Raw genomic sequence first — 22,014 nt, 5'->3', positions numbered from 1 at the left:
GTGCAAGCCACGATCGAGTCGCTTTCGATCTGTAGGTCAGGCCCCGGAGCCGGTGTTGGCGCACCGACCGGGGCCGAACTATTTGGTCGTTTGCCGCGAACCTAGAGCGGCTTTACGTTCCGACGCAAGCCGATCACGGAACGTCACCCTTTCGAGCTACGACGCCCCAACTCACCTTCAGACTCGGTTGGTTGGGTTGGATTTCACCCAGCCCAGAACCCAAATGGAAGAGCTCGGAGCCCGAGGCTCAAGCCCCGGGCCGACCTGCGGAAACGAAGGCCTTCCAGGCGGGGGCGGTGAGGTGGAGTTCGGGGCTGGAGGAGAGCTTTGAGTCGCGGATGTGGATGTGGGTGTCGAACGCGACTTCGACGCAGTCGCCGCCTTCGTTGTCGCTGTAGCTCGACTTGAACCACGTCAGCTGGTCACTCGTCACTGATCCACCATCCGCTCGATGAAACGGGCTGACTCAACAGGGCTGAGCGCTTGCGCGCGGATCATGTTAAGCCGCCCGTCGACACGGCTGACAACGTCAGGATCGGCCGACAGTTCACTGGCGAACGGGCCCTCGGTGAAGGCGAACCGCTCGTGATCACGGGTTTCCAGCAACACCATGGGCCCGATGAGGGCATCGCTGAAGGCCCGTTCGAAGGGGAGCACCTGCAACACGACGTTCCGCAGGTGGGAAACTGCCAGCAGGCGGCGCAGTTGCTCGTTGTCCACCTGCGGGCTGCGCAGCACCGCCTCGTAGAGGACGAAACTCAGACCCACCGGCGGCTTCGGCTCGGTGAGAATGGCCTGCCGCTCCATGCGTGCCGCGATCCGCTGCTCCACGGTCTCCTCGTCCAGAGGCGGGTAGCGGTTCTCGATCAGTACCCGCGCATACCCCGGTGTCTGCAACAACCCGGGGATCAGGGTGACTTCGTAGGACCAGCGGCTGATCGCCTCCTTCTCCCGCTCCATGAAGTCCTGCGCCCGCGCCGGAAACTTCTCCCGCTGCAAGTACTCCTTGGCCGCGCTCAGCAACCCCTCCGCCCGGCACAACTCGTCCGCCACATCCAGCACACGCGGCGTCGGCATCCGTACGCCCTGTTCCATGGACTTGATCGTGTCCGGGGAGTAGTTGGAGGCGGCGGCCAGCTCCTCGCGGGTCACGTTGGCCTTCATGCGCCACCGCTTCATCTGGTTGCCGCCGTAGCGCCAGTTCACCGGCGTCTGGGACACAGAGCGCACCTCCGACCGATACAGCCCGGCATGTACCACCTCAGTCACTACCGAGCGTAGCCCGGTACACGCCACCGTGTGACCATGACGAACGCAATCGACCCATTCCACTGGGTCCCGGCCTCGGGCCACCAACTCCGCCTCGCAGGCGTGCACTTCGACGCCGTACGGATCGAGGGGGTACGTGGGGAGCTGGCCGCCGCCCGGCTCATCGAGGCGGCCGACGGGGACGCGGGGCCCGTCGTGTGCGAGGTGACCGGATACCGGTGGATGTACTTCCTGCTGGCGCCGGGTGAGGTGCGCAGGCACAACTGGCCGCTGGGCGTGCAGCGGTTCGGCGAGCGACGTTCACGCGCCGTGACGTACATCGGGATCCCGGCGCTGGACGGCAACACCTGGCCCCTGCGCTGGTACAGCGAGCCGACGCTCACGGCGCCTCACGTCGAGGCGGGGCTCTTGCGCAAGGCCCTGGCTCCGGCCGCGCTCGGGTGACCCGCGTCACGCCGACACGGCATGTCACAGGCAGACAAGCTCGTACACGTGGGACCGGTGGCGGACGCGTGGGCGCTCGACCGCGAGTTCAGGCTCCGGCGATGAACGCCCACCGCCGCCCACCGCCGTGCACCGACCCTACGTCGGCCCTGAGGTGCTGATCCCCCCCATCGCGCTGCGCTCAGCGGCGTAGGGCCTCCGCGGGCTGGATGCGGGAGGCCCGCCAGGCCGGGTAGAGGCCGGCGAGTACGCCGGTGACCAGGCCGATGAGGGGGGCGGCCAGGACCGTGGCCGGGTGGACGACAGGGGTCCAGGTGCGCGCCGCGGCCACCCCCACCACCGTGATCACGCCGAGCGAGGTGCCGACCAGTCCGCCGAGCGCTCCGAGCGCTCCGGACTCGGCCAGGAACTGGGCCGTGACGTGACGGCCCCGGGCACCGAGCGCGCGCCGTAGGCCGATCTCCCCGGTGCGTTCCAGTACGGCGACGAGGGTGGTGTTGGCGATCCCTACGGCGCCGATGACCAGGCAGATCGCGGCGAGCAGGAGGAAGAGCCGGTTCAGGTCGCCGCTCACACCGGAGCGCAGGGCCTTGGGGGCGGGTGGCGGTACGGCCTTCAGGTACTCGGGGTGGTCGGGCCGCAACGCGGTCGGGGCCAGCCGGGCGACCTGCTGCGCCGCGCCGAGTTCGGTGGCCACCAGCATCGACGCGTCCCCGGCGTCGGGCTCGCCCCACACCTTCTCGGCGGTGGTGCGCGGTACGACGACCGAGAGGAGCAGGTCGGCCTTGCGCTCGGTGTCCTTGATGATGCCGGTCACGGTGAACGGCTGGTCGCCGATGAAGACCGCGGGCCGGGTCTCCAGCGTGGTGATACCGAGCCTGGACGCGGTGCCCTCGCCGATCACGGCGACGAACTCGGCCTCGTCGCTCATCCGTCGGTCGTAGAGGCGCCCCTGGGCGAGCGTGGGCTCGGCGGCCTCCAGCACCCCCGGGGAGGCGGCGACGACGTCGGTGTCGGTGCCCTGCGCGGCGCTGCCGACCGGGGCGGCGCGCACGACGGTGCTGCTGTCGGTCCGCACCGACCAGTAGACGCCCGCCGCTCGGACCCCGCTCAGCGCGGTCACCCGCTGGTCGGCGTCGGCGGGGAACGCCATCGTGGCGTACTCGTTCTGCTCGGCGGCCACGTCCTCGACGGTCACCTCCGTCGCGGTCAGCGCGTTGAAGCGCGCGTCGATCTGCGAGGAGGTCGTCGCGGTCAGGCCGAGGATGGCGACGAAGGTGCCGACGCCGAGCACGGTGCCCAGCGCGGTGAGCGCCGAGCGGCCGGGGCGTTGGAGCATTCCGGCGAGTGCCTCGGCGAGCAGGTCGCGCAGGGGGAAGACGGACAGCCGTACCGCCGCCGTCGTACGCACCCGGCGCTTCGCCCTGATCATCGCTTCTCCCCCTTCCCCGCCGCGATCTGCTCCCGCAGCACGCCGTCCCTGATCGCGACGGTGCGGGCGCCCAGTTCGGCCACGCCCGGGTCGTGGGTGATGACGAGGACCGTCATGCCGTCGGTGTGCAGCTCCTCCAACAGGGCAAGCACGGAACGGGCGTTGACGGTGTCGAGGTTGCCGGTCGGCTCGTCGCACAGGAGCAGGGAGGGGCGGGCCACCAGGGCGCGGGCGATGGCGACCCGCTGCCGCTCGCCGCCGGAGAGGCGGGTGGGTACGGAGGCGGCACGGTGGCCGAGTCCCACGCGTTCCAGGGCTTCCAGCGCGTCGGCCCTGCGTCGGCCCCGCGGGGTGCCGTTGTAGACGAGCGCGAGGGCCACGTTCTCCAGGGCGCTGCGGTGCGGCAGGAGGTGGAAGGACTGGAAGACGAAGCCGATCCGCCGTCCCCGCAGGGCCGTGCGCTCGGCGTCCCGCAGTGCGGAGGTGTCCAGTCCGTCCAGCAGGTAGTTGCCCGAGGTCGGGCTGTCCAGCAGACCGACGATGTTCAGGAACGTCGACTTTCCGGACCCCGACGGCCCGACCACGGTGACGAACTCCCCCCGCCCGACGGTCAGATCGCACGGTTTGAGGGCGGGCACCGGAGGCGGGCCCGGGTAGGTGAGACCGACCTGCCGGAACTCGATGACAGGTTCGTCGTTCACCGGGACGCCCCGCCCGTCGCCGCCGTGTCCTCATCGACGCCGGTGACGACCTTGTCGCCCGCCTTGAGGGACCGCTTGTCCACCGGCTCGACGGCGACGTACCCGTCGCCGCTGGTCCCCGGCCGGACCTCCACCCGCCGCTGCGCGCCGCCGACCGCCACCACCGTGACGACGGTACGGCCGTCCGCGCCGGACGTGATCGCGGTGACCGGCACCACCAGCGCCTTGCCCCCGGTGGACGCCGCCTCGATGGTGAGCCGGACGTCCTGACCGGTCAGCTGGGGGTCAAGTGCTTTGTCGGGGGTGATGCGCACCAGGTAGCCGGCCGCACCGCCGGCGGCGTCGCCGTCCCCACCCGCCGCGGAGGTGTCGCCGGATGTCTCGTCGGCCGTACTCATGGTCTCGGCGACCGAGGTCACCTCGCCCTCGGCGGTCACCCCGCTCACCTCGGAGTGGATCTCCACGCGCCGACCGGCACGCAGCAGCCCCTTCTGGTACTCCGGCACATAGGCCTCCGCCAGCAGACGTCCCGCCGAGACGGTCATGACCGTGCCCGACACCTGGTCGCCGACCCGGCCCTGCACCCCGCCGACCCGGGCCGGGAAGCTCTCCAGGAACACCGCCTCGCCCGCCGGCAGCATCGGCCCGGACTCCGCCTGCGCCTCGGCATACGCGGTCCGTGCCTTGGTGAGGTCCTCCTTCGCCCGGTCAACGGCCTTGCCGAGCGCGCCGTCGGGGTCGCTGTCGGCCGCGTCCCGGGAGTCCTCGGCGTCCTCCACGGCCCGTTCCGCGCCGGTCACCGCTTCGGCGGCGGCGTCGAGGGCGGCACCGTCGTCGTCCTGGGCGGGGCGCGGGTCGTAGCCGATCGCCGCGTAGAACGCGGTCAGCGCCGCCTTCGTACCCGCCCCGAAGGTACCGTCCGGGTCACTGCCGGTGCCGTGTCCGAGTCCGCGCAGGGCGCGCTGGAGCTGGGTGACGTCCTTGCCGGTGGCACCGGGGCGCAGATCGCGGTAGACCGGCAGCTTGCCGCGCAGCGCGAACACCGGGCGGCCGGAGATCTCCAGCAGGACCTGGCCGTTCCTGACCCCGGATCCGGCGGTCGCCGCGATCTTCGTGATGACGGCGCCGGAGCCGCCCTCTCCGTCCGAGATCTGCGGCGCCACCCGCACGGTCTGCCCGGCCACCACCTCGCCCCGCGTGATGATCGAGGACACCAGGACCCGGTGCTCCACCTCGGCCGTCAGCACGTCCTGCGCCGGAGCCTCGGCCTCCGCCGCCACCTGGGCGGGCGACTTGATGACGAGCGAGGCGCCGAGCCCGCCGAGCGCGAGCAGCGCGGACCCGACCGCCACGGCGAGCGCCCAACGCCGACGGCGCCCCATGCCGTCCGGATTCCGCGGGGACGTTCCGGAACTCTCGACGCTGTCGCGGTCGTCGGAACTCTCCACGGTGTCGCGGTCGTCGGAGCTGATGGCCACGCTGTTCCCTTCTCCGCCCTGTTCCCGTGCCGCCCGCTCAGCCCTCGCTCACGCCGTCATTGGTGCCACTGCCGGGGGTGCACTCCTGGAGGGCCGCCAGCAGGTCGGGGTCGCTCTTGGCCGCGGCAGCGGCGTCCTGTGGAACCTCGCCGGTCGTCGGGTTGGGGTCGGGGTAGTCGGCGATCCCCTTCTCCCTTACGCACGCGCTCAGTTCGCGAGCCGCGGCCAGCTCCTTGTCGGAGATGGCGGACGCGGCCGGGGCCGGGGCCGGCAGGAGATCCTTGCACTTCCGCTCCGCCGCGGGGACGGCGGACTCGTCGTTCTTGTCCTTGTCGACGCGGGGTTCGCCCGCGTCGGTGGTTTCGAGGGTCAGGCCGTTCTTCTCCAGACAGGAGTAGTACGCCACTATGTCGGCGCTTACCGTGGCCTTCGAAGACGCCTTCCCCGAGGCCGAGTCGCTGTCGCCGCCGGAACAGCCCGTCAGGGCCAGGGCCGCCAGAGCGCACAGGGCCACGGCGGCGCGGGGGACGGCAGGGGCAGTACGCATGTGGGGGCTCCTGGAGACAACTCGGCTGCACGATAAGCGACTTGGCCGACGGAACCTATCCCTGCTCCTCCGCTACGTCTACTGTCCCCGAGGACAGTAGACACCGCACGCCCCCGTTGTTTGGATCACGATCGGCGCACACCTCGGTGCGCGCATCCAGCCAACGGGAGGAATCGACATGTCTCACACCTCTGGGAAGCGAAGAGTCGTTACGGTCGCCGCCGCGGCCCTCGCCGCCACGAGCCTGGCCCTCGCCGCCGCGCCGGTCGCCTCCGCCGCGACCGGTAAGAACGGCGCCCTGGAGTCCAGGGAGTTCGGCCTCTACTACAACACGAACCGCGGCGGCTGCGTCTTCGACCTGCTGGTCGAGGACACGAACTTCTCGGGCGACTACTTCAAGGGCAGCGGCTGCAACGGCCTGGGCCAGTCGACCAACGACAACGCGGCGTCGTATTGGAACCGCGACACGTACACCTGGTACGTGTACACAGACAAGAGCGCGGGCGGCGTCGAGGGCTGGCTGGACGGCAACACCTACAGCAACGCCTCGGAAGACTTCAAGAACGAGGTCTCCTCGTCCTACTACTGGGACGCGAACTGACACTCCATCACGCAATATCTGAGTGAGTAAGCAGCCGCTGTTCCGCCCGTAAGCGCCGGGCGGAACAGCGGCTGCCCCATCGTACCCGCGCGCGAAGGACCCCCCATGCGACCGCTTCACGGCCGGCGGACCGGCACCCTGCTCTCGGCACTAGCACTCAGCACCTGTGCACTGCTGCTCACCGCGTGCTCCGGTGAAAGCACAACGGACGAGTCCGGCAGCGAGCCGGAACTGGGCGAGATTCCCCTGATGCTGGAGACCGCCGGGCTGGAGTTCCCCCTGGACGGATACGAAGCCACGGTCGCGGAGCGCTCGGCACTCGTCCAGGCCCGGAAGAAACTCACGGTCCAGTGCATGGCGCGCTACGGCTTCACCTACACGCCCCCGGCGGAGCCGGAGACGGGCAGCGGTAAGGCCAACGCCCGCCTCTACGGCGTGGTCAGCGCCAAGGTCGCCGCCCAGTACGGATACCAGAACCCAGGCGCCGCCTCCGCCCCGCAGAAGACGGCGACAGCGCCGCTCACCGAGGCCGAGGAACTCGCGTTGAACGGTGAAGACCTGTTGGACCCGGCCGACCTTCCGGCGAGTCAGGAAGACGCCGAACGCAAGGGCGGCAGCAAGCAGAAGATCGGCGGAAAGGCCGTACCAGTGGGCGGCTGCGGCACTGAGGCGTCCCTCAAGCTCTACCGGCCGAAGGCGAACGCCGTAGACATGCTGTACGTCTTCAACCTCAAGAGCAAAGCACAGTCCCTGTCCCGCGCCGACTCCCGCGTCCGCGAGAACACCGAGAAGTGGTCGGCGTGCATGCGCAAGGCCGGATACTCCGCCACCGACCCGATGGATGCCGCCGACGAACTCGGCTACACGGATGACGAGTTGTCCTCTTCAGCCGCGATCACAGCTGCCAAGGCGGACGTCGCGTGCAAGAAGGAGGTCAACCTGGTCGGCGTGCGCTACACGGTTGAAACCGCGTACCAGAAGCGCCTGATCGACAAGAACGCCGAGACGCTGAACCTGGCCCAGCAGCAGCTGGAGGACCGCCTCAAGCTCGCCGCCCGGCTGAACGGATGAGCCGCCGCACACCGGTCCTCACGGGTTCAAAATCATTGAACGAATGAATCATCAACGCTTTACCATGTGAGGAGAAAGGGTTTTCCAACTCCGTCCCCACTGTCGCGGATGGTGCCTGAGCAGTGCCTGTCTCTGGGGGGAGATGCATGCCGACCACCGACCCGATCACCACGGCCATGACCCGAATCGGCTTACTGACCGGGCGTGAGCGCGAGATCTTCGACCTCCTGGGCCGCTCCCAGTCCACCGCGGAGATCGCCGGGCGGCTCGGCATCAGCGCCCGCACCGTGAAGTTCCACATCGCGAACATCCGCACAAAGCTGGGCGGCCTCAGCCTCCACCTGCTGTGCGCCGCGTCCTACCTGCACGCCACCGGACCGGCGGAAGCACCCGCCGAACCCTGCGCCGCCCAGATCTAGCCGGGCGGCGCCCACTTCGACGGGTTGCCCGCTACTTCAGTTCCAGTCCCAACGGCCCCGCGATCTCCTCCGACATCACCTTGCCCGCCTCGAACTCCAGCGTCTCGTCGCCGATCGCCTGGTCCGTGTCGAGGCCGTCCAGCTCCTCCAGGGGCTGGTTCAGGCGGACGTGGGCCACCACCGACTGCAGGGCGCGCAGGGTCGCGGACGCCGTGGAGCCCCAGTTGGAGAAGTACGAGAACTGCCACCACCACAGGGCCTCCGTGGTGCGGCCCGAGCGGTAGTGGGCCATGCCGTGGCGCAGGTCCGCCATGACGTCGGCGAGGTCGTCGGAGATCCGGGCCGGCACGGGGGCCTTGCGGGGCTCGTAGGGGTCGAAGACCTCGGAGTAGACGTCGATCGGCTCCAGCAGGCGCGCGAGGTTCTCGCGGAGCTCGTCCACGTCGGCCTCCGGGCCCAGGTCGGGCTCGTAGCGCTCGTCGGGAACGATGTCCTCGTGCGCGCCGAGGCGTCCGCCTGCAAGGAGGAGCTGGGAGACCTCCAGGAGCAGGAAGGGGACGGCCGAGTCGGGCTCGTCGCCCTTCGCCACCTCTGTGACGGCCACCAGGAAGCTCTCGACCTGGTCGGCGATCTGGACCGCGAAGTCGTCCGGGTCCTGGGCGCTCGCGTGCAGTGTGGCGTCAGACATCTAGGAGTCGTCTCCCCTCGAAGGCGCGGCCGAGGGTCACCTCGTCCGCGTATTCCAGGTCGCCACCCACCGGGAGGCCGCTGGCCAGGCGGGTGACCTTGAGGCCCATGGGCTTGATCATGCGGGCGAGGTAGGTCGCCGTGGCCTCGCCCTCCAGGTTCGGGTCGGTGGCCAGGATCAGCTCCGTGACCGTCCCGTCGGCCAACCGCGCGAGGAGTTCTCTTATCCGCAGGTCGTCCGGACCGACACCCTCGATGGGGCTGATCGCGCCGCCGAGCACGTGGTACTTGCCACGGAACTCACGGGTGCGCTCGATCGCGACGACGTCCTTCGGCTCCTCCACCACACAGATGACGGAGGGGTCGCGGCGGGGGTCACGGCAGATGTTGCACAGCTCTTCCTGGGCGACGTTGCCACAGGTGGCGCAGAAGCGGACCTTCGCCTTGACCTCCATCAGGCACTGCGCGAGACGCCGTACGTCCGTCGGCTCGGCCTGCAGGATGTGGAAGGCGATCCGCTGGGCGCTCTTGGGACCGACGCCGGGCAGCCGCCCCAGTTCGTCGATGAGGTCCTGCACCACGCCTTCGTACAACGGACTGCCGTCCTTCCTGGGGTTCCTTGCACTGCATACGCTAGTTGGCCGACGCCCGTCTTAGAAGGGCAGCCCGGGGATGCCGCTGCCGCCGAGTCCCTGGGCGAGCGGGCCGAGCTTCTGCTGCTGGAGGGCCTGGGCGTTCTCGTTGGCCGCCTGGACGGCCGCCACGATCAGGTCGGCGAGGGTCTCGGTGTCCTCGGGGTCCACCGCCTTCGGGTCGATCTTCAGCGCGCGCAGCTCGCCGGCGCCGGTGACGGTGGCCTTCACGAGACCGCCGCCCGCCTGACCGTCGACCTCGGTCCTGGCGAGTTCCTCCTGCGCGTCCGCCAGGTCCTGCTGCATCTTCTGGGCCTGCTGGAGCAGCTGCTGCATGTTGGGCTGGCCACCACCGGGGATCACGATCAGCTCCTGTGCTTTCCGCCTTGAGACTTCCGTCTGTCCCGAGCCTACGTGTTCCACGCACCCGTCGCCCCGGCACTCTTTCGAGTGAGTCCATGGAGAGGCCTATACCTGATCAAGGCCCCCTTCCGAGCGGAAAAGAGAGCAAAGCGCCCCCTTCGCCACCCATTGGGCGGTAGGAAGGGTCCGGCACATCAGCATCAGGCGTCACGCAGGGTGACCGATCAGTAGGGAGCGCCGGTGGGTCAGCCGGAGATGCAGCCCGAGGGTCCGCCGCAGGACGGGCGGGCCGATCTGGCCGGGCGGACGTTTCCGCTCGGGGACTGGGGCGAGCCCGCCGTACGGCTGGACGAGCTGTACCGGTGGGTGGAGTGCGGGGCGCTGGAGACGGCGGCCTGGTATCTCACGGACCGGGTGTGGAAGCGGCGCGGCGCGCGGGCCCTGCGGGGCGGGGCCGCGGCGGGGGCGGTGACCGGGGCCCTGTTGCCGTTGCTGGACCTGACCGGCGTGGCGGATGCCGGCCTCGCGCCCTGGGGGTATCTCGCGCTGCTGCTCGCGGTGGCCTGTGTGGCCGTGGACCGGTACTTCGGGGTGACGGCCGGCTGGATAAGGGACGTGGCCACCGCGCAGGCCGTGCAGCGGCGGCTCCAGGTGCTGCAGTTCGACTGGGCCTCGGAGAGTGTGCGGGAGGTGCTCGGGCCGACGGAAGGGACGGCCGCGGAGGCCACGGAGCGCTGTCTGGGGGTGCTGCGGCGCTTCTCGGAGGACGTGACCGAGCTGATCCGGGTCGAGACGGCGGACTGGATCGTGGAGTTCCGCAACGGTTCGACTCCCATGGGGATCCAGGGGGCGGTGACGTCCGGGGGGCGGCAGGATCCAGGGGCCGCGCAAGGCCGTTTTCCGCTGCCTCCGGGTCCGCCCGCCCGGCCGAACATGCCTCGGCAGCGGCCGCCGGAGCCGAGGTGAGCTGGTGGTCCTCACACGCCGGACGGGCTGAATGAACCCGGCAGGTGCCCCTGTTCGCGGATCACGTCGGTGGGACTTCAGGGCGTGATCGCCGTCGGGGGAGCGGTCGGTGCCACCCGGGGAGCGTCGTCGTCCAGGACGGCGTGGACCGTACCGCCGGCGCCTATCGCCACCACCAGCGCGACGGCGACGAGGGCGGCCGTGACGGGACGGCTGCGGCCCGACTCCCCTTCGGGGTCCGGGGCGTACGGCGTCATGTACGTGCCCGGCGAGGAGCGTTCCCGCGAGTGGTGGTGTTCGGGCCCGGCAGAGGCGTGTTCCTCGGGACTCTCCATCGCGGGCCCTCCCCCGGGACCGAGACCGCACCTGCACGGCAGAAGTCCAGTGTCTACGTCCGTCCGCCACCCGTCGAGAGCTGGTCGAGCACCTTGGACAGCCGCTCCAACGCCCCTACGGCCTCGGCGAGTTCGGCCTCTCCGAAAGCCTCCGCGAGCCGGTCGGCGAAGGCCGCGTGGCCGGGGTCGATCCGGTGCACGGCGGCCAGCCCCTCCTGCGTCGGCGCGAGGAGCTTGGCGCGGCGGTGGGCGGGGTTGGGCCGGTACTCGGCCAGGCCCCGCTCCACCAGCAGATCGGCGATCCGCTGCACGCTCTGCCGGGTGATGCCCATCTCCCGGGCGATTCCGGCGACCGGAAGCGGCTCCCGGCGCACCGCGCCGAGCACCTGCCACCAGGCGGCGGTGAGTCCGGAGGGCCCGGCCAACTCCTCGGCCACGCCCAGGAACTGCCCGTTGAGCCGGAACACCCCGAGCGCGCCGCGGCTGAGCAGGTCCTGCCGCTCCCGGCTCACTCTCCGGCCGCCTTCTGCAGCACGGCGTACGCCTGCGGGTCGGAGTCGTGGAACAGCCGGTACCAGGCGTCCAGCACCTCACCGTCGTACACCCCGAGCAGCCGGAAGATCTCCCGGGCGAACGCGACGGGCTCGGTGGGCCCGGCGGTGATCAGCGGGCCGTCGGTCACGGCGTCCGCGTCGACGTACCGCTCGCCGCCGCCGTATCCCGTGGCCGCGAGATAGAAGGACACGGCACTGGTGTGCGCCCGGTCGTCGAGCAGCCCCTCGCGCGCGAGCCCCACGGTGGCCCCGCAGATCGCGGCGACGGGCACCCCGGCGTCGAGGAACTCCCGCGCCTTGCGGGCGAAGGGGGCGAGGTCGTCGCCCGCGTCCCAGAGATCGGCGCCCGGGAGGATCAGCAGGGAGCTGTCGGAGGGTCGTACGTCGTCCAGGGCGCACGCGGGCTGGACCCGCAGCCCGCCGACGGAGGTCACCGCCTCCCCCGAGGGCCCGACCGTCCGGATCTCGTACCCGGCGCGGGCGAGATAGGCCGTGGCGTGGCCCGTCTCCCAGTCGGCGTAGGTGTCGTACACGGCGAGATGCACGGGTTTGGTATTCATGACAACATGCTGTCATTTCGACAGTGTGCTGTCAATGGCTCCGGGCTGGACAACCTGTCGCGGAAAGCCGCCTTCCACAGACAGGACGCCGATACCGCTTCCGTATCGCGGACACCTACGCTCGGGCGCATGACCCCTCAGCCAGACCCCCAGGTCGGCGCCGCCGTAAAGGCCGCGGACCGTGCTCATGTGTTCCACTCCTGGTCCGCGCAGGAACTCATCGACCCGCTCGCCGTCGCCGGTGCGGAGGGGTCGTACTTCTGGGACTACGACGGGAACCGCTATCTCGACTTCACCAGCGGGCTCGTCTACACCAACATCGGCTACCAGCACCCGAAGGTCGTCGCCGCGATACAGGAGCAGGCCGCACACCTGACCACCTTCGCGCCCGCCTTCGCCATCGAGGCGCGGTCGGAGGCGGCCCGGCTGATCGCCGAGCGGACGCCGGGGGACCTGGACAAGATCTTCTTCACCAACGGTGGCGCGGACGCGGTCGAGCACGCCGTGCGCATGGCCCGGCTGCACACCGGGCGGGCCAAGGTGCTCTCCGCCTACCGGTCGTACCACGGGGGTACTCAGCAGGCCGTGAACATCACCGGCGACCCTCGCCGCTGGGCCTCCGACAGCGCCTCCGCCGGGGTCGTGCACTTCTGGGCGCCCTTCCTGTACCGGTCCCGCTTCTACGCCGAGACGGAGGAGCAGGAGACCGCGCGGGCCCTGGAGCACCTGGAGACGACCATCGCCTTCGAGGGGCCCGCCACCGTCGCCGCGATCATCCTGGAGACCATCCCCGGCACCGCCGGGATCATGGTGCCGCCGCCCGGCTACCTCGCAGGGGTCCGTGAGATCTGCGACAAGTACGGGATCGTCTTCGTCCTGGACGAGGTCATGGCCGGGTTCGGGCGCACCGGTGAGTGGTTCGCCGCCGACCTGTCCGGGGTCGTACCCGACCTCATGACCTTCGCCAAGGGCGTCAACAGCGGATACGTGCCGCTCGGCGGTGTCGCCATCTCCGGCGCCATCGCCGAGACCTTCGGCAAGCGGCCGTACCCCGGCGGGCTCACCTACTCCGGGCACCCCCTCGCCTGTGCCGCCGCCGTCGCGACGATCAACGTCATGGCGGAGGAGGGCGTCGTCGACAACGCCAGGCACCTCGGTACGGCCGTCCTGGAGCCGGCGCTCAAGGAACTCGCCGAGCGGCACCCGAGCGTCGGCGAGGTGCGCGGCGTGGGCATGTTCTGGGCCCTGGAGCTCGTGAAGAACAAGGAGACCCGCGAGCCGCTGGTGCCGTACAACGCGGCCGGTGAGGCGAACGCCCCGATGGCCGCGTTCGGGGCCGCCGCGAAGAAGCAGGGCATCTGGCCGTTCGTCAACATGAACCGGACGCATGTGGTGCCGCCGTGCAACGTCAGCGAGGCCGAACTGAAGGAAGGGCTGGCCGCGCTGGACACCGCGCTCTCCGTGGCGGACGAATACACGGAGTAAGCCCTTGCGGCTTTCGAACGCGTAAGGTGGCGTGCTCGTAGACATGTACGAGCACGCCATTTGCACACGCGCGAGGGAGGCGCCCCGACGATGCCCGGCAGCAGTGGCAACGGCGCCGTCACCCGCAGCACGCTGCGGCAGCAGATCGCGGACGCGCTGCGCGACGAGGTACTGGCCGGGCGGCTCCAGCCGGGGCAGGAGTTCACGGTGAAGGAGATCGCCGAGCAGTACGGCGTCTCCGCGACCCCGGTCCGCGAGGCCCTCGTGGACCTGTCCGCGCAGGGGCTCCTGGAGGCCGACCAGCACCGCGGCTTCCATGTGCACGAGTACTCGCTCGACGACTTCCGGGGCATGATCGAGGCCCGCAGCCTGGTCACCGAGGGCATGTTCCAGTCCCTCGACGCCGGGCACCGCGTCCTCCAGGAGCTCGAAGAGCCCCGTACCGCCGCGGCCGTGGCGGGCGTGCGGCGGCGCGGCGAGGAGGCGCAGCGGGCCGCCGTCGCGGGCGACCTGACCGTACTGATCGGCTACGACCTGCGCTTCTGGCGCGAACTGAGCGTCCTGTTCGGCAACCCCTATCTCGCCGACTTCCTGCACCGGCTGCGGGTGCAGACCTGGGTGTGCACGGTCCAGCACCTGCGCCGGCTCACCGATCTGCGCGGGCGCCTGTGGGCCGGGCACACCGAGGTCTACGACGCCCTCTACCAGCGGGACACCACGACCGCCCGCAAGCTCCTCATCGCCTACAACGGCCACTATCTGACCCTCATCGAGGGCCTCAGCACCGACTGAGCGCGCCGGGCACGGGTACAACGTGCACTACAGGAGCCACCCGGGCGCCCCAGCGACTACCCTGCCTTGACCACCGTACGAAGACATCCGCGCACCGCGAGTATCCGAGGAGTTGTCTTTTGGCCTGTGACCTGTGGCTGGTGCCTCTCGTCGACGTGTTGTGCCACACCCCGGACAACCCGTTCGCCGAGGAACTCGCGCAATACAACAAGGTGCTCGCCGAGGCCGGGTTGCCGCCGGTGCCGGTGTACCAGTACATGCCGGGCCTGTCCGGCGACGTCGCCCCGGTCGCCGGCTTCGACTACGACGCCCTGCACTTCCTGCGCCGCGCCTATCTGCTCCAGGTGTGCGGGCTGCCGGTCACCCCGGTCGACGAACTCGGCGGTGACTACGAGCAGTTGCTGGAGATGTTCGAGACGACGGCCCAGCAGTCGCACCTGGTCTGGCATTACGACCACGCGGGCGCGTATGTCCCCGTCGACTTCCCGCACCCCCTCGCCAACGACGAACTGCTCGCGGGCGGCGGCCCGTTGGGCTCCGCACAGACCCTGCTGCGGGAACTGGAGTTCGTGGCCCCGGTGATCGGCATCGATCCGGCCAATCCCCCGGCACCCCCGGAACCGCCGCGTGCCCCCACGGAGCTGGAGGAGCCGGCCGTCCCCGCGCCGTACGACCCCAGCCCCTTCGCCCGCGAACGCCATGTCTGGCTGGGGCTGCACGCGGCGGCGACCCGGAGCCTCGCACAGGGCTCGATGATCATCTTCAGCTGAGGGTCAGCGACCCAGCTGGGAGAGGCCCTTCTGGACGTCCTCGTAGTTCATCACCGGGGTGTAGGTGATCTTCGCCCCGAGGTGCATGAAGAACGGCTCAGCGATCACCGGCATCTGTGAGCTGTCCTGCATGTCGAAGACCAGGTAGGCGGTGCGCTGACCGTTCTCGGCGGTGAAGTAGGCCGCTTCGGGCTTGAGCTGTTCCAGCGACGCCTCGATCAGCTTCGGCAGGGTGCCGTTGCTGATGGCCTCGTTCGCCTTCTCGGTGTCCATGGACGCTTTGAGCAGTACGCGCATCGCACTCACCTTCTCCGGATCGACAGACGCCGATGCACGCTCCCAGCGTATTCCCATATGCGGCATTTCTCCCTTCCTGGACCTCCTCCACCGACAGCCTGGGTATCCGGCTCGGCGAGGTTGAGTACGGCTACTCACGCGGCCGTCGGCGCGCTCGCGGCATCGTGGTGAATCACAGACAGACGACCTTCTGGGGGCTCCCGATGGACCGCGTGCGCCACTTCCTCAACCCGCTCTCCCTCGGCTACCTGCTCGTCGTGGCCGCGGTCGTCGTATGGGTGGGCGTGGACGCGCTGTTCGTCGAGCACGCGGACGCGAGCCTCGCCGGTGTCTGGGCGTTCCTGGTCACGGCCCCGGCGTCGCTGCTGTTCGTGATGCTGCCGGGCGCCCTGGCGTGGGCCGGGATCGTCGCCGGGGCCGTCGTGAACGCGGCGGTGCTCGGGGCGGCGTACCGCAGCGTCACCGGCCGCCGCCCGCGCCCCGCGGCCTGAGGTCCTACGGCCCCGGTGGCCGCCCAGCAGTCAACTGCCGGGCGGCCACCGGGGTTTTGTGCGTCCGTGGCACCGGCAGACGTTGATCCACTGAACGGGTGAATACCCTCATACGCCCACAAAAGCCTGGGCATGCAGCGCGCATGCGCTCCGCCTTGATCACGACGGTCCTGCTCGCCGCCCTCGCTCCCCTCGCCGCCCCGCCCGCCCAAGCCGCCGCTGCCGTACCGCCGGGGCATGTCCACTTCTGGGCGGAGCCCGGGCAGATGGGACCGGGCGGTGCCTGGGACTACGCGCCGCCGGGGTACCAGGAGGCGGAGCCGCGGGTGAAGCGGCACGCGTACTCTTCGACTCGCACGCCCCCGTCACCGTCTACGCGATCGGCTTCCAGGGCGGCGGCGCCTGTGTGTACCGGGCGATCCGGCCGGACGACTACTCCGACAACTGGGAGTGGGCCACGAAGTTCGACGGGGTCAGTGACACCACGATGGGCTGCCAGGCCGGCTGATCCGCTCATGCGCGCCCATACGGCGACGGCCCTGGCCGTCCTCACTCTCCTCACCGGATCCGCCTGCGCCGCGGGGGCCGCCCGCCCGGCACTCCCGGCCGACGACGTCATCAAGGCGGCCACCCGCGAACTCACCGACGACTGTCTGACCCGGCGGGGCCTCACCCCGGAGTCGGACCAACAGCGGGTGTCCGAGGCCCTGTTCGGCGCAGGTCGGCCCGAGCTGTCACTCCGGCTGCCCACCGGCTACACGGTCCGCGCCCACACCGACGGCTGCCTCGCGGCCGCGCAACGGCGGCTCTACGGCGACCAGGACCGCTGGTTCCGTACCTCGGTCGTCGTCAACAACCTGAAGCCCGAGGCCGCCAGGACCGGCCGCCCGCTCTCCGAGGTCCGTGCCACGCACCGCGCGGAGATCGCGGAGTGGCGGCGGCTGCGCGCCCACGCCCTCACCACAGCGACCGCCCTGCTGGAGGGCGGCGGGATCACCCGGTCAAGCACCACCCACCCGAAGGGAAACCAGTGAAGCGCTTCATCGCCGTCCTGTCCGCCGGACTGCTCGCCACCGGACCGTCCTCGCCACCTCGGCCTCGGCCCAGGCGGCGGCCTGCGGCAGCGGGAACTTCTGCGCGTGGACGGACGCCAACTACCAGGGCCAGAAGATCGAGTGGACCGGCGACGACGGCTGGTGGGAGAGCAACATCGCCGACCAGGACTCGTCCTGGGCCAACCACGGCATCTCCGGCCCCGGCATCAAGGACTACGTCCGGGTGTACGCCTCCGCCAACCAGCTCGGCCCGATGACCATCTGCCTCGCGCCCGGCCAGGAGGCCGGCTACAACGGCGTGGCCAACGACCGCGGCGACTCCCACACCTGGGCGACCGGCTGCTGACACGCCGGCCGCCCGTGCGGCGGGGCTCCGGTCAGAAGACCGGGGTCCCGTCCTGCGTCAGCCTCCAGTTGGTGACCGCGAAGTCCTTCGGGTCGAGGGCACCCTTGGACGTCACGTAGTCGATCATCAGCTGGCGGATCTCGTTGGTGGAGCTGTAGGCGATGTCGGCGGCGGCGATGTGCGGGTAGCCGGAGCCGCCGTTGGCCCGGTAGTTGTTGACGGCGACGACGAAGACCTGGTCGTCGGTGACCGAAGTGCCGTTGTAGGACAGGTTCTTGATGCGGGAGCCCTCGGCCGCCGCGATGTCGATGTCGTACGAGACGCCGGCCGCCGTGTCGTACATGTAGTCCCAGAAGCTGTTGGCGTTGGTCAGCGTGGCGGTGTCCACGGCCGTGCCCGCCGGCACCCGGTGGTAGTACTTCGCCGCGTACTCCAGGTAGTCCTTGAGCTGGGCGCCGGTGAGCTTCTTGCCGTACAGGGTGTTGTCGTAGATGTAGAGCCCGGCGATGTCCTTGATGGTGACGCTGCCCGCGGGGATGTCGGCGGTGCGGGAGAAGGGCGCGGCGACCGAGATCAGCGGGAGGGCCGCGTCGGAGGTGGACAGCCCTGCCTTGACCGTGTCCATCTGGACCTGGTGGATGAAGTCCATGATCGGGACGTCCTTCCAGCAGGAGTCCGCCGCGGAGAGGTCCTCGGTGCAGGTGCCGACGGCCGTGTTGACGTACTTCACCACCAGCTCGTGGTCGGCCTCCAGGAGCTTCCTGATCTCCGGGTCCTCGTCGACCGTGTTGGGGTTCAGGGTCTGGGCGGTCTTCTTGGTGACCTTCCACTGCCCGCGCACGAGTACCAGCTCGAAGTCGAAGACGCTCAGGCGGTAGCCCCAGCAGTACGGCTCGGAGAGCAGCACGTCCTCGCCGGTCTCGTCGTTCTTCACCGTGTACGACGGCACCTCGACGTGGGTGTGGCCGACCAGGATCGCGTCGATGCCGGGGACCTGCTGGGCGACGAGGTTGGAGGCGTTCTCGACGTACGGGAGCTCGTCGCCGTACGACGAACTGCCGTCCAGGCCCGAGTGGTCGGTGAGGAAGACGACGTCACAGCCGAGGGCGCGCAGCCGGGGCACGTACTTCTTCGCCTGCTCGACCAGGCCCGGGAAGACCATCTTGCCGCTGACGTTGTCCTTGTCCCACAGGGCGATGCCGGGGTTGGTCAGGCCGAGGATGCCGACCTTGATGTCGGGGGCGCCGGGGACGCAGATGCGCTTCACGGTGTACGGCTGGAAGGCGGGCTTCAGTGTCTTCGCGTCCAGCGCGTTGGCGCCGAGCAGCGGGAAGCGGCACTGGCTCTCGAACTTCCTGAGCACCTCGATGCCGTAGTTGAACTCGTGGTTGCCGAGGGCGGCGGCGTCGTAGCGCATGTGGTTCATGGCGACGGCCATCGGGTGCTTGGGCGCGCCCTTGTCGGTGATGGGCTGCACGCGCGCGAAGTAGTAGGCGAGGGAGGTGCCCTGGATGATGTCGCCGGCGTCGACGAGCAGGACGTGCTCCTCGCCCTTGGCCGCGCGCTGCTGCTTGATGAGGGTGGCGACTCTGGCGACGCCGACGGAGTTGCCCTTGGCGTCGGAGTAGGCCTTGTCGAGGTAGTAGTCCCAGTCGAAGACGTGGCTGTGCAGGTCGGTGGTGCCGAGGATGGAGAACGTCCACGTCCTGTTGCCCTTGGCGGGCTTGTGCTCGGCGGCCTGGGCGGCGGGTGCGCCCGCCGCCCCCGCGACGGCCACGGCGGCACCGGTGACGGCCGACTTCTTCACGAAATCCCGGCGGTTGAGGGGGCTGACGGACATGGGCGGACTCCTGGGGAGGGCGGGAGCGAGCGTGAGCCGGCTGTGACTACACGCGTAGATCGTGACTGCCGGCCACTGCCGTCGAAACCAGGAGTTATCCAACTCTGGGTCAAGTAAAGGAAATGAGCGGGGTTCCGAAAAGGAGAGGGCCCGGTGTCCTCGGACCCTCACTTTTCAGCCGAGGACTTCTCCGGCGACCTTCGACTGCCGGAGCTGGAGGCTCTTCCAGCCGGGCAGTACCTCGGGGTTCTCCGTCAACCACTTCGACTGCGCCGCGGCCAGTCTGGCATAGGAAATGGCCAGATAATCCGTTTCGCCCTTGCACCGCAGATCCGCCAGTGCCGCCGGGTGCTTACGGAGGTCCGTGTCGGCGGGCAGGGACTTCACCAGGGTCACCGGGTCCGTCGTCTCGACACCGGCCCGTAGCACGCATTCCCGCCACCGTTCGTTGACCGCGCGGAACTGCTTGTCATGGTCCAGCCGTTCCAGCGACTCGTTCTGCCCGTCGTGGAGCTGAAGCCGCAGCCGCAGATAGCTGAGCCGCCCTTCCGTGCCCCCGAGCAGCCGCCGCTCCGCCTCGGCCTGGCAGCCGTTCGCCGGCCGGGACACCTGGAGAGACGCGCCCTTCGCGGAGATCTTGTCGTCGGGATCGCCGTAGAGCGCACGCGTGAACGCCTCGCTCCGGGGCTGCTCCGGGGGCAGCGTCTGCGACGGCTCGGCCCGGCGCGGGGGAAGGGACTCCAGGCCGAACGGTGACGGCCGCTCGGCGGTCCCGTCGGTCACCTCGGCCACCGGGGCGGGTTCATAGCGGAAACCGTGCTTCGCCATGCACCCGACGATGAGACGCTGCTTGGCCAGCGCGACCCGGCGCTGCGGTTCGGTCCACCGGTAGAAGACTCCGTTGATCGCCGGCCGCAGGGCCAGGCGGGCCGCCGACTCCTTCGACCGGTCCGGCACCGGCGCCGGCTCTCCCGGCCGTGCCGCGTACGCCCAGGCCGCCGCGCCCAGGACGAGGACGACCACCAGCGGCGCGACGAAACGACGTATTCGTGCGGGCACTGCCTCTCCCCTCCTTCTCGTCCTTCTCGTCCTTCTCGCCAGTTCTTCGAGCAGGTCCGGCCCGGTGGTGCACCGGGCCGGACCGGGTTCGTCGATCCGTGGCCGCTGTTACCAGCAGTCGATGGACGTCGTCCCGCGCAACTGGAGGGAGCTCGCCCGCTGGCGCAGGCTGCTGGTCAGTCCGCTGCCGTTCGTGGTGCTGGTGTTTCCGCCGTTGCTGGCGGTGGAGGCGATGTAGTCACCGGGATTCACACAGAACAGGAATCCCGAGTAGCTCGCACCGTCGTAGTAGTGGCTCTCGTAGCCACCGGTGCTGGAGTTGCTGGCGGACCACACGTTGTTGTTCACGGCCGCGCCGTAACCGGCACCCCCGCTCACCTGGTTGAAGGTGTCGCCGCTGAAGTTCGAGTCGCTGTTGAAGTACGAGTGCCGGGCGGAGTCGATCGTGGTGTAGAAGACGCAGTGGTAGCCGGAGGCGCAGTTGGGTCCCGCCGAGGCCGGAGCCGCGACGACCGCACCGCCGACGGCCACCATGGCGGTCAGACCGGCGAGGAGCCCGAGCCGCCGGCGCACACGTGACGTCCCATTCCGTACAGGCATTTGCCTTTCCGTCCTTCCGTTGATTCGACCCGTTAACCGGGCTGCCCGAACCGCATTCGAGATATCGGCGCCGGAATTCAGGGCCGCTGTCTCGAAGTGGTCCGTGAGATCAACGGAACTATTGCCGAGCAAGTCGGGCTCGGCCATGCTGTGTCGCCCGGTGGCAAACACCAAGGCCTTGGGGGAGAACGAGATGCTCCGTATCCACTTCACCGACCGGGATCTCGCCCGGATCCGCGTGGCCACCAATCCGGATCCACTGTGGGAGATCGCCACGAGCCTGCACCGCTTCCAGAGCCGCCGTGGCCGCTGGGCCTACGCGGCCTGGCATCGCGTCAGCAGGGCCCGGCTGCGCGAGAGACGGCTGGACCGTGTCCTGCGGACCGGGCTGCTGCCGCTGTTTCCTAGAGCCGCGTACTACCCGGACTTCCTGAATCCCGCCGAGTCCGCCGACGGGCTCGGCCCCGGCCTTGAAGCCATCCTGGCCACACCGCCGCACCGGGTCCTGCACGAGATGTCGATCCTCGACCGCCGCGTCGGTGCGCCGTCCTGGGCTCCGCGGCTGGCCGACACCGAGACCCGCAAGGAGCTGGTCGAGGCGATCCGCGGCTATCACGAAGCCGTCATCGCCCCGCACACCGACCACATGCGGGCCCGTTTCGAGGCCGACCGGTCGGCCCGCTGCCGGGGGCTTCTCGACGGCGGCGTCGAGGGCATGCTCGCCGGGCTCGCGCCCACGATGAGATGGCGCCGCCCCGTCCTGTACGTCGACTACCCCGCCGACGAACGGGACCTGCGCCTGAACGGCCGCGGGCTGGTGCTCGTCCCCTCGTACTTCTGCTGGCACACCCCGATCGGTCTCGCCGACCCCACGCTGTCGCCGGTCCTGGTCTACCCGATCCTGCACAAACCGGCCTCCACGCCGGACGCCCTACCGGCCTCCTTGCGGGCCGAGGCCTTACCGGACGGCTCGGTACCGGCCCCGCTGAGCACCCTCCTCGGGCGCACCCGGGCCACCGTCCTCTGTGTCACCGCCACCGGTGCCACCACCGGCGAGATCGCCCGTGCCGCCGGGGTGTCCAGCTCCTCCGCCAGCAAGCACACCACCGCCCTGCGCGACGCCGGGCTGATCACCAGCATCCGCCACGCCACCAGCGTCCTGCACACCCTCACCCCGGCCGGGATCTCGGTGCTGCGCGCCACCCGCCGCTGACTCCGCG

Annotated in this window: 27 protein-coding genes and 1 pseudogene; 12 read left to right on the top strand and 16 right to left on the bottom strand. The window is 69.9% G+C overall.

The window, feature by feature from the left end; all coding sequences use genetic code 11:
* Nucleotides 1-247: 247 nt before the first annotated feature.
* Nucleotides 248-433, bottom strand: coding sequence for a DUF397 domain-containing protein (locus tag AB0D34_RS30605; RefSeq protein WP_362667173.1), 186 nt, complete (start codon nt 431-433; stop codon nt 248-250).
* A complete protein-coding gene (locus AB0D34_RS30600; protein ID WP_362667385.1) occupies nt 430-1,179 on the bottom strand; it encodes a helix-turn-helix transcriptional regulator in 750 nt (249 codons plus the stop codon). The genes AB0D34_RS30605 and AB0D34_RS30600 overlap by 4 nt, the downstream gene beginning before the upstream one ends.
* A gap of 120 nt (nt 1,180-1,299) precedes the next feature.
* Between AB0D34_RS30600 and AB0D34_RS30595 the strand changes: the two genes are divergently transcribed.
* Nucleotides 1,300-1,713 carry a hypothetical protein gene (locus tag AB0D34_RS30595; protein WP_362667171.1) on the top strand — a complete coding sequence of 138 codons (414 nt, stop codon included), beginning with the start codon at nt 1,300-1,302 and terminating at the stop codon, nt 1,711-1,713.
* A 181-nt stretch (nt 1,714-1,894) separates the two neighbouring features.
* Here the strand turns inward: AB0D34_RS30595 and AB0D34_RS30590 are convergent, their stop codons facing one another.
* The 4 genes from AB0D34_RS30590 to AB0D34_RS30575 are packed head-to-tail and all read right to left on the bottom strand — an operon-like array spanning nt 1,895 to nt 5,871.
* Complete coding sequence (locus tag AB0D34_RS30590; protein ID WP_362667169.1) at nt 1,895-3,145, bottom strand: ABC transporter permease; 1,251 nt, start codon at nt 3,143-3,145, stop codon at nt 1,895-1,897.
* The gene (locus tag AB0D34_RS30585; RefSeq protein ID WP_362667167.1) at nt 3,142-3,846 is read right to left on the bottom strand and encodes an ABC transporter ATP-binding protein; all 705 of its coding nucleotides are present in this window, start codon (nt 3,844-3,846) and stop codon (nt 3,142-3,144) included. The genes AB0D34_RS30590 and AB0D34_RS30585 overlap by 4 nt, the downstream gene beginning before the upstream one ends.
* Complete coding sequence (locus tag AB0D34_RS30580; protein WP_362667164.1) at nt 3,843-5,324, bottom strand: peptidoglycan-binding protein; 1,482 nt, start codon at nt 5,322-5,324, stop codon at nt 3,843-3,845. The genes AB0D34_RS30585 and AB0D34_RS30580 overlap by 4 nt, the downstream gene beginning before the upstream one ends.
* Before the next feature lie 37 nt (nt 5,325-5,361).
* A complete protein-coding gene (locus tag AB0D34_RS30575; protein WP_362667161.1) occupies nt 5,362-5,871 on the bottom strand; it encodes a hypothetical protein in 510 nt (169 codons plus the stop codon).
* 178 nt (nt 5,872-6,049) lie between these two features.
* On the opposite strand from AB0D34_RS30575, the gene AB0D34_RS30570 reads away from it, so the two are divergent.
* The 3 genes from AB0D34_RS30570 to AB0D34_RS30560 all read left to right on the top strand — a co-directional run bounded on the left by AB0D34_RS30570 (nt 6,050) and on the right by AB0D34_RS30560 (nt 7,962).
* Entirely contained in the window at nt 6,050-6,472 is a 423-nt protein-coding gene (locus AB0D34_RS30570) for a peptidase inhibitor family I36 protein (RefSeq protein ID WP_362667159.1), read from the top strand.
* Between the two features lie 105 nt (nt 6,473-6,577).
* Nucleotides 6,578-7,543, top strand: coding sequence for a hypothetical protein (locus AB0D34_RS30565; protein WP_362667156.1), 966 nt, complete (start codon nt 6,578-6,580; stop codon nt 7,541-7,543).
* Between the two features lie 146 nt (nt 7,544-7,689).
* Entirely contained in the window at nt 7,690-7,962 is a 273-nt protein-coding gene (locus tag AB0D34_RS30560) for a helix-turn-helix transcriptional regulator (RefSeq protein ID WP_362667153.1), read from the top strand.
* A gap of 31 nt (nt 7,963-7,993) precedes the next feature.
* Here AB0D34_RS30560 and AB0D34_RS30555 read toward each other — a convergent pair whose 3' ends face one another.
* The 3 genes from AB0D34_RS30555 to AB0D34_RS30545 are packed head-to-tail and all read right to left on the bottom strand — an operon-like array spanning nt 7,994 to nt 9,644.
* A complete protein-coding gene (locus tag AB0D34_RS30555; RefSeq protein WP_362667151.1) occupies nt 7,994-8,650 on the bottom strand; it encodes a DUF5063 domain-containing protein in 657 nt (218 codons plus the stop codon).
* Nucleotides 8,643-9,242, bottom strand: coding sequence for a recombination mediator RecR (recR, locus tag AB0D34_RS30550; protein WP_164424767.1), 600 nt, complete (start codon nt 9,240-9,242; stop codon nt 8,643-8,645). Before recR ends, AB0D34_RS30555 begins: the two co-directional genes overlap by 8 nt.
* A gap of 60 nt (nt 9,243-9,302) precedes the next feature.
* Nucleotides 9,303-9,644: a YbaB/EbfC family nucleoid-associated protein gene (locus tag AB0D34_RS30545; RefSeq protein ID WP_362667148.1), complete on the bottom strand. Its 342-nt coding sequence runs from the start codon at nt 9,642-9,644 to the stop codon at nt 9,303-9,305.
* Nucleotides 9,645-9,884: 240 nt separating this feature from the next.
* Between AB0D34_RS30545 and AB0D34_RS30540 the strand changes: the two genes are divergently transcribed.
* A complete protein-coding gene (locus AB0D34_RS30540) occupies nt 9,885-10,610 on the top strand; it encodes an SLATT domain-containing protein (protein ID WP_362667145.1) in 726 nt (241 codons plus the stop codon).
* A gap of 77 nt (nt 10,611-10,687) precedes the next feature.
* On the opposite strand, the gene AB0D34_RS30535 is transcribed toward AB0D34_RS30540, so the two are convergent.
* From AB0D34_RS30535 to AB0D34_RS30525, 3 genes are read right to left on the bottom strand one after another with little or no spacing between them, the layout of a single operon-like run.
* Nucleotides 10,688-10,945 carry a hypothetical protein gene (locus tag AB0D34_RS30535; RefSeq protein ID WP_362667143.1) on the bottom strand — a complete coding sequence of 86 codons (258 nt, stop codon included), beginning with the start codon at nt 10,943-10,945 and terminating at the stop codon, nt 10,688-10,690.
* A gap of 53 nt (nt 10,946-10,998) precedes the next feature.
* Nucleotides 10,999-11,457: a helix-turn-helix domain-containing protein gene (locus AB0D34_RS30530; protein WP_362667141.1), complete on the bottom strand. Its 459-nt coding sequence runs from the start codon at nt 11,455-11,457 to the stop codon at nt 10,999-11,001.
* A complete protein-coding gene (locus AB0D34_RS30525) occupies nt 11,454-12,059 on the bottom strand; it encodes a type 1 glutamine amidotransferase family protein (RefSeq protein ID WP_362667139.1) in 606 nt (201 codons plus the stop codon). The genes AB0D34_RS30530 and AB0D34_RS30525 overlap by 4 nt, the downstream gene beginning before the upstream one ends.
* Before the next feature lie 129 nt (nt 12,060-12,188).
* Here AB0D34_RS30525 and AB0D34_RS30520 point away from each other — a divergent pair, with 129 nt between their 5' ends.
* The 3 genes from AB0D34_RS30520 to AB0D34_RS30510 all read left to right on the top strand — a co-directional run bounded on the left by AB0D34_RS30520 (nt 12,189) and on the right by AB0D34_RS30510 (nt 15,106).
* The gene (locus AB0D34_RS30520) at nt 12,189-13,544 is read left to right on the top strand and encodes an aspartate aminotransferase family protein (RefSeq protein WP_362667137.1); all 1,356 of its coding nucleotides are present in this window, start codon (nt 12,189-12,191) and stop codon (nt 13,542-13,544) included.
* Nucleotides 13,545-13,634: 90 nt separating this feature from the next.
* Complete coding sequence (locus AB0D34_RS30515; protein ID WP_362667135.1) at nt 13,635-14,336, top strand: GntR family transcriptional regulator; 702 nt, start codon at nt 13,635-13,637, stop codon at nt 14,334-14,336.
* Between the two features lie 119 nt (nt 14,337-14,455).
* Nucleotides 14,456-15,106, top strand: a complete 651-nt coding sequence (locus AB0D34_RS30510) for a hypothetical protein (protein ID WP_362667133.1) — start codon at nt 14,456-14,458, stop codon at nt 15,104-15,106.
* A gap of 3 nt (nt 15,107-15,109) precedes the next feature.
* Here the strand turns inward: AB0D34_RS30510 and AB0D34_RS30505 are convergent, their stop codons facing one another.
* Nucleotides 15,110-15,403: a hypothetical protein gene (locus AB0D34_RS30505; RefSeq protein ID WP_362667131.1), complete on the bottom strand. Its 294-nt coding sequence runs from the start codon at nt 15,401-15,403 to the stop codon at nt 15,110-15,112.
* A gap of 203 nt (nt 15,404-15,606) precedes the next feature.
* Here AB0D34_RS30505 and AB0D34_RS30500 point away from each other — a divergent pair, with 203 nt between their 5' ends.
* The 3 genes and pseudogenes from AB0D34_RS30500 (at nt 15,607) to AB0D34_RS30490 (ending at nt 17,295) form a co-directional block, all read left to right on the top strand.
* The gene (locus AB0D34_RS30500) at nt 15,607-15,894 is read left to right on the top strand and encodes a hypothetical protein (RefSeq protein ID WP_362667129.1); all 288 of its coding nucleotides are present in this window, start codon (nt 15,607-15,609) and stop codon (nt 15,892-15,894) included.
* 515 nt (nt 15,895-16,409) lie between these two features.
* Nucleotides 16,410-16,928 (top strand): hypothetical protein, encoded by a 519-nt coding sequence (locus tag AB0D34_RS30495; RefSeq protein ID WP_362667126.1) that lies wholly within the window; start codon nt 16,410-16,412, stop codon nt 16,926-16,928.
* Nucleotides 16,925-17,295 (top strand): annotated as a pseudogene (locus AB0D34_RS30490) (peptidase inhibitor family I36 protein). Before AB0D34_RS30495 ends, AB0D34_RS30490 begins: the two are co-directional and overlap by 4 nt.
* A 31-nt stretch (nt 17,296-17,326) precedes the next feature.
* Here the strand turns inward: AB0D34_RS30490 and AB0D34_RS30485 are convergent.
* From AB0D34_RS30485 to AB0D34_RS30475, 3 genes are all read right to left on the bottom strand, one after another.
* The gene (locus tag AB0D34_RS30485) at nt 17,327-19,135 is read right to left on the bottom strand and encodes a 5'-nucleotidase C-terminal domain-containing protein (RefSeq protein WP_362667124.1); all 1,809 of its coding nucleotides are present in this window, start codon (nt 19,133-19,135) and stop codon (nt 17,327-17,329) included.
* Nucleotides 19,136-19,309: 174 nt separating this feature from the next.
* Entirely contained in the window at nt 19,310-20,194 is an 885-nt protein-coding gene (locus AB0D34_RS30480; protein ID WP_362667122.1) for a hypothetical protein, read from the bottom strand.
* Nucleotides 20,195-20,302: 108 nt separating this feature from the next.
* Nucleotides 20,303-20,794, bottom strand: a complete 492-nt coding sequence (locus AB0D34_RS30475) for a hypothetical protein (RefSeq protein WP_362667120.1) — start codon at nt 20,792-20,794, stop codon at nt 20,303-20,305.
* 193 nt (nt 20,795-20,987) lie between these two features.
* On the opposite strand from AB0D34_RS30475, the gene AB0D34_RS30470 reads away from it, so the two are divergent.
* On the top strand, nt 20,988-22,007 hold the full coding sequence (locus tag AB0D34_RS30470; protein ID WP_362667383.1) for an ArsR family transcriptional regulator: 1,020 nt from the start codon (nt 20,988-20,990) through the stop codon (nt 22,005-22,007).
* Nucleotides 22,008-22,014 lie beyond the last annotated feature (7 nt).

This window comes from Streptomyces sp. NPDC048420 (genome assembly GCF_040651535.1).
Classification (GTDB): Bacteria; Actinomycetota; Actinomycetes; order Streptomycetales; family Streptomycetaceae; genus Streptomyces.
Note: the sequence above shows the minus strand (reverse complement) of the source record. Positions and strands in the feature narration are given on the sequence as shown.

Bases quoted from the DNA above. Each gene is read 5' to 3' on its own strand.
- AB0D34_RS30485 (WP_362667124.1), bottom strand. From the start codon at position 19,135: ATGTCCGTCAGCCCCCTCAACCGCCGGGATTTCGTGAAGAAGTCGGCC.
- AB0D34_RS30475 (WP_362667120.1), bottom strand. From the start codon at position 20,794: ATGCCTGTACGGAATGGGACGTCACGTGTGCGCCGGCGGCTCGGGCTC.
- AB0D34_RS30520 (WP_362667137.1), top strand. From the start codon at position 12,189: ATGACCCCTCAGCCAGACCCCCAGGTCGGCGCCGCCGTAAAGGCCGCG.
- AB0D34_RS30470 (WP_362667383.1), top strand. From the start codon at position 20,988: ATGCTCCGTATCCACTTCACCGACCGGGATCTCGCCCGGATCCGCGTG.
- AB0D34_RS30590 (WP_362667169.1), bottom strand. From the start codon at position 3,145: ATGATCAGGGCGAAGCGCCGGGTGCGTACGACGGCGGCGGTACGGCTG.
- AB0D34_RS30555 (WP_362667151.1), bottom strand. From the start codon at position 8,650: ATGTCTGACGCCACACTGCACGCGAGCGCCCAGGACCCGGACGACTTC.
- AB0D34_RS30525 (WP_362667139.1), bottom strand. From the start codon at position 12,059: ATGAATACCAAACCCGTGCATCTCGCCGTGTACGACACCTACGCCGAC.
- AB0D34_RS30495 (WP_362667126.1), top strand. From the start codon at position 16,410: ATGCGCGCCCATACGGCGACGGCCCTGGCCGTCCTCACTCTCCTCACC.
- AB0D34_RS30500 (WP_362667129.1), top strand. From the start codon at position 15,607: ATGGACCGCGTGCGCCACTTCCTCAACCCGCTCTCCCTCGGCTACCTG.
- AB0D34_RS30505 (WP_362667131.1), bottom strand. From the start codon at position 15,403: ATGCGCGTACTGCTCAAAGCGTCCATGGACACCGAGAAGGCGAACGAG.
- AB0D34_RS30515 (WP_362667135.1), top strand. From the start codon at position 13,635: ATGCCCGGCAGCAGTGGCAACGGCGCCGTCACCCGCAGCACGCTGCGG.
- AB0D34_RS30565 (WP_362667156.1), top strand. From the start codon at position 6,578: ATGCGACCGCTTCACGGCCGGCGGACCGGCACCCTGCTCTCGGCACTA.
- AB0D34_RS30560 (WP_362667153.1), top strand. From the start codon at position 7,690: ATGCCGACCACCGACCCGATCACCACGGCCATGACCCGAATCGGCTTA.
- AB0D34_RS30535 (WP_362667143.1), bottom strand. From the start codon at position 10,945: ATGGAGAGTCCCGAGGAACACGCCTCTGCCGGGCCCGAACACCACCAC.
- AB0D34_RS30575 (WP_362667161.1), bottom strand. From the start codon at position 5,871: ATGCGTACTGCCCCTGCCGTCCCCCGCGCCGCCGTGGCCCTGTGCGCT.
- AB0D34_RS30600 (WP_362667385.1), bottom strand. From the start codon at position 1,179: ATGAAGCGGTGGCGCATGAAGGCCAACGTGACCCGCGAGGAGCTGGCC.
- AB0D34_RS30570 (WP_362667159.1), top strand. From the start codon at position 6,050: ATGTCTCACACCTCTGGGAAGCGAAGAGTCGTTACGGTCGCCGCCGCG.